The sequence below is a fragment of the Chthoniobacterales bacterium genome (genome assembly GCA_018883245.1).
Taxonomy (GTDB): domain Bacteria; phylum Verrucomicrobiota; class Verrucomicrobiia; order Chthoniobacterales; family JACTMZ01; genus JACTMZ01.
This window is the reverse complement of the sequence record VEQL01000007.1, coordinates 85,403-92,314: the sequence shown is the minus strand read 5'-3', so window position 1 is coordinate 92,314 and position 6,912 is coordinate 85,403. Positions and strand designations below refer to the sequence as shown.

7 protein-coding genes are annotated in these 6,912 nt (G+C 64.1%); 2 read left to right on the top strand and 5 right to left on the bottom strand.

Features of this window, described 5'->3' with window-relative positions:
- The 5 genes from FGM15_04345 to FGM15_04325 form a co-directional block, all read right to left on the bottom strand.
- On the bottom strand, positions 1-528 hold a 528-nt coding region (locus FGM15_04345), incomplete at its 3' end, for an aspartate kinase (GenBank protein ID MBU3665095.1).
- Positions 529-530: 2 nt separating this feature from the next.
- Positions 531-1,613: a threonine synthase gene (locus tag FGM15_04340; GenBank protein MBU3665094.1), complete on the bottom strand. Its 1,083-nt coding sequence runs from the start codon at positions 1,611-1,613 to the stop codon at positions 531-533.
- A 5-nt stretch (positions 1,614-1,618) separates the two neighbouring features.
- Positions 1,619-2,914: a homoserine dehydrogenase gene (locus tag FGM15_04335; GenBank protein ID MBU3665093.1), complete on the bottom strand. Its 1,296-nt coding sequence runs from the start codon at positions 2,912-2,914 to the stop codon at positions 1,619-1,621.
- A 63-nt stretch (positions 2,915-2,977) separates the two neighbouring features.
- Positions 2,978-4,048 (bottom strand): GTPase ObgE, encoded by a 1,071-nt coding sequence (gene obgE, locus FGM15_04330; protein MBU3665092.1) that lies wholly within the window; start codon positions 4,046-4,048, stop codon positions 2,978-2,980.
- Positions 4,049-4,072: 24 nt separating this feature from the next.
- Positions 4,073-4,564, bottom strand: coding sequence for a bifunctional nuclease family protein (locus FGM15_04325; GenBank protein ID MBU3665091.1), 492 nt, complete (start codon positions 4,562-4,564; stop codon positions 4,073-4,075).
- 108 nt (positions 4,565-4,672) lie between these two features.
- On the opposite strand from FGM15_04325, the gene FGM15_04320 reads away from it, so the two are divergent.
- The gene (locus FGM15_04320) at positions 4,673-5,467 is read left to right on the top strand and encodes a TIGR00159 family protein (protein MBU3665090.1); all 795 of its coding nucleotides are present in this window, start codon (positions 4,673-4,675) and stop codon (positions 5,465-5,467) included.
- Positions 5,468-5,575: 108 nt separating this feature from the next.
- Positions 5,576-6,910 (top strand): phosphoglucosamine mutase, encoded by a 1,335-nt coding sequence (glmM, locus tag FGM15_04315; protein MBU3665089.1) that lies wholly within the window; start codon positions 5,576-5,578, stop codon positions 6,908-6,910.
- Positions 6,911-6,912 lie beyond the last annotated feature (2 nt).

Sequence of the window (6,912 nt, the reverse complement as noted above, 5' to 3'; positions counted from 1 at the left end):
GTCCACGTCGGTGTAGATCTCGCATTTGTCCGCCTTGAGAGCGGCAGCCAGCGCGATCGCCGTGAGGTCCGATCCGCCGCGCCCGAGCGTGGTGATCTCGCCGTCGGATGTCTGTCCCTGGAATCCGGCGACAATGACGATCGCGCCTCCGTCGAGGTGCGCCCGGATCTGCTTCGGTGTGATGTTGAAAATTTTCGCCTTGGTGTGGACTCCGTCGGTCACGATGCCGGCCTGGGCGCCGGTGAGCGAGACGGCGCGCGTTCCCATTTCCTGCAGGGCCATGGCCAGCAGCGCGATGGTGGTCTGCTCCCCGGTGGCGAGGAGCACGTCCATTTCCCGCTCGCTCGGCCGCGCCGAAACTTCGCGGGCCAGTTTGATCAGGGAATCGGTGACGCCCGACATGGCGGAGACGACCACGACGACTTTGTTTCCGGCTTTTTGCGTTTCGAGCACGCGACGCGCGACGTTCTTGATGCGCTCGGGATTGCCGACCGAGGTGCCGCCGTATTTTTGGACAATGAGCGCCATGATCAATCGACTCCCAAAACCTTGGCTACCGAATCCATGTCGGCATCGGCCTCGAGCGCTTTGAATCCGTGGACCATCGGGGCCTCGGGATCTTTGAGGCCGTGGCCGGTGACGGTGAGCACGATCTTCGCGCCTTCCGGATATCGGTGGAACGGGCAGTTCGCGCAACGGTCCTTGGAAAAACATTTCATCAATCCCGCGACGGAGGCCGCGCTCGCCGGTTCGACGAAGATTCCCTCCTCCGCGGCGAGCCAGCGCTGCGCGGCGAGGATCTGTTCGTCGGTCACGATGTCGATGCACCCGCCGGAATCTTTCACGGCCGCGCCGGCACTTTCCCAACTGGCCGGATTGCCGATGCGGATGGCGGTGGCAATCGTCTCCGGTTTGTCCACCACGTGACCGAGGAAAATCGGCGCCGAGCCGGCGGCTTGGAACCCTGTCATGCGCGGGAGTTTGGTTGCCTTGCCGAGTTCGCGGAACTCGCGGTAGCCCTTCCAATACGCGGTGATGTTGCCCGCGTTTCCGACCGGAAGGATGTGGATGTCGGGCGCATCGCCCAGTTCCTCGATGATCTCGAAAGATGCGGTCTTCTGGCCCTCGATGCGGAACGGATTGATCGAATTGACAATCTCGAAACGTCCGTCGGCACCAAGTTCACGCACGAGGCGCAGCGCGTCGTCGAAATTGCCGCGGATCGCGACAACTTTCGCCCCGTAGATGAACGCCTGGAGAAGTTTGCCCGCGGCGATTTTTCCGGCGGGGAGGAGCACGGCACATGCGAGGTCGGCCCGCGCGGCGTAGGCTGCCGCGGCGGCGGAGGTGTTGCCGGTCGACGCGCAGATCACCGCTTTCGCACCGCGCTCAACGGCCTTCGAAATGGCCATGGTCATGCCGCGATCCTTGAAAGATCCGGTTGGATTCAAACCTTCGTATTTGACGTAAACCTCGGCACCGCGCCCGACGAGTTTGCTCAACTTCGGCGAGTGGATGAGCGGCGTCGATCCCTCGTTGATCGAAACGACAGGCGTTTCTTCGGTCACCGGCAGATATTGCCGGTAGCGGCTGATCACTCCGCGGTCGTGCAAGCCGTTCACCCCGCTGCCTCCACACGATAGAGCGCGGGCTCGTCGTGCACGCAATCCAGAGCGCGAATCTTGCCCAATGCAGCGAGCATGCGGCCGCGCGGTGCGTCGTGGATCATCAGAACGAGCGCGGCATGCCCATTGTCGTGGGTTTCCGGTTGGATGACCGAAGAAATCCCGATACCCGCGTCGCCGAGAACGCCGGCGATGCGCGCCAGCACGCCGGGTTTGTCGTCCACGCCGAGCCGCAGATAAAACGGACTGACCGTTTCGTCCGAGGGACGCAGCTTGCCGTAGAGCCCGTGCGGGATGAATCCGTAGCTCGACGGCGGCGACATGAGGGTGTGGGCGGCATCGGCCAGATCCCCGATGACCGAACTCGCCGTCGGATCCTGACCCGCGCCGCGTCCGTAAAAAAGCGTGTCGCCGACCACATCGCCGCGGACGGCGACCGCATTGAAAACTCCGCGCACCGAGGCAAGGATGTTCTCGTTCGGGACGAGGGATGGCTGAACGCTGACCTCGACCGATCCGTCGGCGCACGCATCGATCACCGCGAGCAACTTGATCGTGTAACCGAGCTGCGAGGCGAAGCGCATGTCATCGGGCGTGATTTTTTCGATGCCTTGGACGAGCACGTCCTTGGCCGGCACCCAGAATCCGTAGGCGAGCGAGGCCAGAATGATCGCCTTGTGGCCGGCGTCCCATCCGTTGACGTCGAGCGCGGGATCGGCCTCGGCGTAACCGGCCTCCTGGGCTTCGCGCAGCGCGGAGGCGAAGTCCATGCCGCTCTCGGCCATGCGCGTCAGGATGTAGTTGCTCGTTCCGTTGACGATTCCGCGCAGGCGCTGGAAGTGATTGGCGACGAAAGCCTCCTTCACCGACTTGATGATCGGGATGCCGCCGGCCACCGCGGCCTCGTAAAAGACCGGGACACGCTTCTCCGTGGCGAGGGCAAAAATCTCCGCGCCATGTTCGGCCAGCAAAGCCTTGTTGGCGGTGACGACCATTTTGCCGCGGTTGATCGACTCGAGGATCATCTTGCGCGGCTCGTCGATCCCGCCCATCAGCTCGACGACCACGTCGATCGAGGGATGGTCGAGAAGGTTGCGCCAGTCGGGAACGACAAGTTCCAGGGGTAGCGGCACCTGACGTTTCCGAGCCGTGTCACGCACGGCGATCTTGCGCACGACCAGATCGCACCCCAGCCGCTCGCGCAGGAGCGCGCGGTTCTTGCCGAGGTTGAGATAAACCCCGGTGCCCACGGTTCCGAAACCGGCCAGTCCTATGCCTACTTCACGCATCGATGACGGTCGGTCATCCTGCCTGCAAAGCGCTTCCCCCGCAATGCTTTGGTGGCGCCGCGGTCAGCCGGGATGGCCGACTTCGGCATCGAGAAATTCGCGCAATGCCCCGAGGTTGTCGTGCTTTTGCGCGGAAACCGTGATGAGCGGGACGCCGGGAAATTCCTGCGCGAGCCGCGGGATGTTCTCTCCGGCGGCGGGCAGATCCATCTTGTTGGCCACCAGCGCCCACGGACGCCGTGCGAGCAAGGGATCGTAAAGCCGCAACTCCTCGCGGATTTTTTTCGCATCCTCCACCGGGTCGCGTCCCTCGCTGCCGGCGGCATCGACCACCAATAGCAAGGTGCGGCAGCGCACAATGTGCCGCAGGAAATCATGGCCCAGGCCCACGTCGCGGTGAGCGCCCTCGATAAGCCCGGGGATATCGGCCACCGTGGCGCGACGGAATCCCGGGAAGTCCATCACGCCGACCATGGGATGAAGCGTTGTGAACGGGTAAGCGGCGACCTTGGGATGCGCGGCGGAGAGGGAGCCGAGGAGCGTGGATTTCCCGGCGTTGGGATAACCGACGAGTCCGGCGTCGGCGATCATTCGCAATTCGAGGAAAAACCAACCTTCCTCGCCCGGGGTGCCCTCGGTGAACTGCCGCGGTGCGCGGTTGCGCGAACTTTTGAAATGGATGTTGCCCCTTCCCCCGCGGCCGCCTTGGCAAAGCAGGAATTCGGCACCGCCCGTGTCGAGGTCCGCGAGCAGTTCGAGATTTTCCGGGTCGATCTTCTTGCGCCGCGGCGCCGGCTCCTCGTCTTCAAACTTCAGCGGATCGTGCGGCGCGACATCGGGCAGACGGTAAACCAGCGTGCCGACGGGAACGGGAACGATTTTGTCCGGCGCGGACTTCCCGTATTTCTGTTTGCCCTTGCCGTTCTCGCCGTTCTTCGCGCGGACGACCGGCTCGTAATAAAGATTCACCAACGTGTCCACCTGGGGATCGGCGCGCAAAATGATGCTTCCCCCGTCGCCGCCGTCACCGCCGTCCGGACCGCCCTTGGGGACAAATTTCTCGCGCCGGAAGCTGGCGCAACCGTTGCCGCCGTCGCCGGCTTTGGCGGAAATGCGGATTTGATCGACGAACATGGCGGCGCGGGGCTGGGCGCCGGCCTACCCGGAGATCTCCTCGTCCGCAGGCGGCTCGCCGCCCTGCTCCTTGGTGTTCTCCAATTGCTTGAGCGCGTCGGAAGCATCGTCCACCTCGTCGAGAACCACGCGGCTGACAAGGATCGGCGCCTTTTGCTGGATGGCCATGGCTATGCAATCGCTCGGGCGCGCATCCAACTCGATGATTTTCTTTTGGTGCAACTCGTTCTCCGCCGAAACGATCAACCGCGCGTAGAACGTGCTGTTCTTCACGTCGTTGATCACGGCACGCTCGACCTTGGCGCCGAAGGCGGCCAGCACATGGGCCATGAGGTCGTGCGTGAGCGGGCGTTCCTTTTCCGTCCCGGCGAGGAACATGTTGATCGCGTGGCCGACCGTCGCATCGACGTAGATGACGAAGATTTTGTCGGCGGTGCCGAGGAAAAGCGCCGCGCCGTTGGCCGTGGGAACGACGGCTTTGAGTTCCACGGGAATTACCTGCTGCTGCTGGGACATGGGTGGAAATTACGCCCGCGCGACGCCCAAATCCAGTGGCAAAAACCCGCGGGGGTGGCGGCAATCCGCGCTCGCCCTGCCCTTGCGGAGGCGGCACACTGAGCCGACATGGAGGCTGCCCTCGAGTTCGTGCGGACACACTGGACCCATGCGGTCGAGGTGTGCCTGCTCGCGGTCCTCATATACTACGGCTACCTGTATTTCCGGGGGACGCCGGGCGCGAAAATCCTGGTCGGGCTCGCGCTCATCTTCATCAGCCTCACCCTCGCATCGCAGCTGCTCGACTTGCATGTCATAGGGTGGCTGCTGCGCAGCCTCTCCGTATTCCTCGCGCTGGCCCTCGTGGTCATTTTCCAGCCCGAACTGCGGCGCGCGCTCACGGAGCTGGGAAGCCGTCATTTTTTCCGCTCGCCGCTGCAGGAAAGACAGACCATCGACCAGCTCGTCGAAACCGTGTTCGATCTGGCCCGGCGGCAATTCGGCGCGCTCATCGCCCTTGAGCGGGACATCAGCATCCGCCAGTTCGCATCGACGGGCGTGGATCTCGACGCCGTGTTCTCGCGTGAACTCATCCTAACGATCTTCCATCCGAAGACCGTGCTGCACGACGGCGGTGTGATCCTGCAGAACGAGCGCGTGACCGCCGCGGCCTGCATTTTTCCGCTGACCCCGCGCGAGGATCTCGACCGGAGCCTCGGTCTGCGCCACCGCGCGGGCATCGGCATCACGGAGGAGTCCGACGCGATTGCCATCCTGGTGTCCGAGGAGACCGGGCATGTTTCGCTCTGCCACCGGGGAATCCTCGAGCGAAACCTCAACATCGACCGCTTCCGCCGCCGCCTCAACCAACTCCTGCTCCTCGAGAAGTATGAGACAGATTCTCCTGCACAACTGGAAAATTAAGCTCACGAGCCTAGTTCTGGCCTTCGTGGTCTGGTATCTGATCCAGCACAACGTCAACCCGGCGGCCGAGGCGCGGCAGAAATCCTCCTCCTCCGAACGCGAAAAAAAATGAGCCGCAAGTTTTTCGGGACGGACGGCATCCGCGGCCGCGCCGGGGAACATCCCATCACGACAGAATTCGCGGAACAGCTGGGAAGAGCGCTGGTGCGCGTGCTGCGCAAAGGGGAACCGGTGGTTGCCATCGGGCGCGACACGCGCGCGTCGGGCCCGGCTCTCGAAGAGGCGTTGGCCCGCGGCATCTCCGGTGCCGGCGGCCGCGTCCGGCTTCTCGGTGTGCTGCCTACACCGGGGGTTGCCGCTTACGCGCGGGAACATGACCTCGCGGCCGGCGCGGTCATTTCGGCATCGCACAATCCAGCCGACGACAACGGGATCAAATTTTTTTGGGGCGACGGCTTCAAGCTGCCCGACGAGGCCGAAGAAGCGATCGAGGCGGAAATCGGGGAAAGCGGGGACGCAAACGCACGGGCAGGCACGATCACCGAAGCCACGGATGCGCTGGATTTTTACATCGACCATGCGTTGCGCTCCCTGCCGGATACTTTTTCACTGCGCGGGCTTTCCATCGCCGTCGACTGCGCGAACGGTGCGGCGTTTCGCGCCACTCCCCGCGCGCTGGAGCGGCTCGGAGCGGACACGCACGTTTTCCATGCGGGGCCCGACGGCAATAACATCAACCTCGGGTGCGGCAGCACGATTCCGGGCGAGATCGGACGGCTGGTGAGGGAATCGGGCGCGCAGGTTGGATTGGCCCATGACGGCGATGCCGACCGCCTGCTGCTCTGCGACGAGACGGGCGACCCTCTCGACGGCGATGAACTGCTGCTCATGGCGGGACTCGACTTGCTGGGCCGCGGCGAACTCGCCGGCAACACGATCGTTGCCACGGTCATGAGCAACCTCGGGCTCGACGAGGCGATGGAAAACGCCGGCGGCAAAGTCGTGCGCGCCGCCGTGGGCGACCGCTACGTGCTCGAGGCCATGCGCGGGGGCGGATACGTCCTGGGGGGCGAGCAGAGCGGTCACATGATTTTCCTGCGACACGGGACCACCGGCGACGGATTGGTCGCGGCGCTGCAGATCCTGCGGCTCATGGTGGAAAGCGGGAAAACCCTCGGCGAGTTGCGCAAGGTGCTCAAAAAATATCCGCAGGCCCAGCGTGCGGTCGCGGTAAAATCCAAGCCGCCCCTCGAGAGTTTGCCCGGCGTGGCGAAAGCGATGGCCGAAGCCGGACGCGCCGTCGAACCCCGCGGGCGCGTGCTCGTGCGCTACAGCGGCACGGAACCCAAGCTGCGCATTCTGCTCGAGGGGCGCGACCCCGATGCGCTGGAAAAGCACGCCGACGCAGTCGCGGAAGCCGTCCGCGAAGCGATCGGATCCTGACC

Coding starts and splice junctions, on each gene's coding strand:
- FGM15_04335 (MBU3665093.1), bottom strand. CDS start 2,914: ATGCGTGAAGTAGGCATAGGACTGGCCGGTTTCGGAACCGTGGGCACC.
- obgE (MBU3665092.1), bottom strand. CDS start 4,048: ATGTTCGTCGATCAAATCCGCATTTCCGCCAAAGCCGGCGACGGCGGC.
- FGM15_04325 (MBU3665091.1), bottom strand. CDS start 4,564: ATGTCCCAGCAGCAGCAGGTAATTCCCGTGGAACTCAAAGCCGTCGTT.
- FGM15_04320 (MBU3665090.1), top strand. CDS start 4,673: ATGGAGGCTGCCCTCGAGTTCGTGCGGACACACTGGACCCATGCGGTC.
- glmM (MBU3665089.1), top strand. CDS start 5,576: ATGAGCCGCAAGTTTTTCGGGACGGACGGCATCCGCGGCCGCGCCGGG.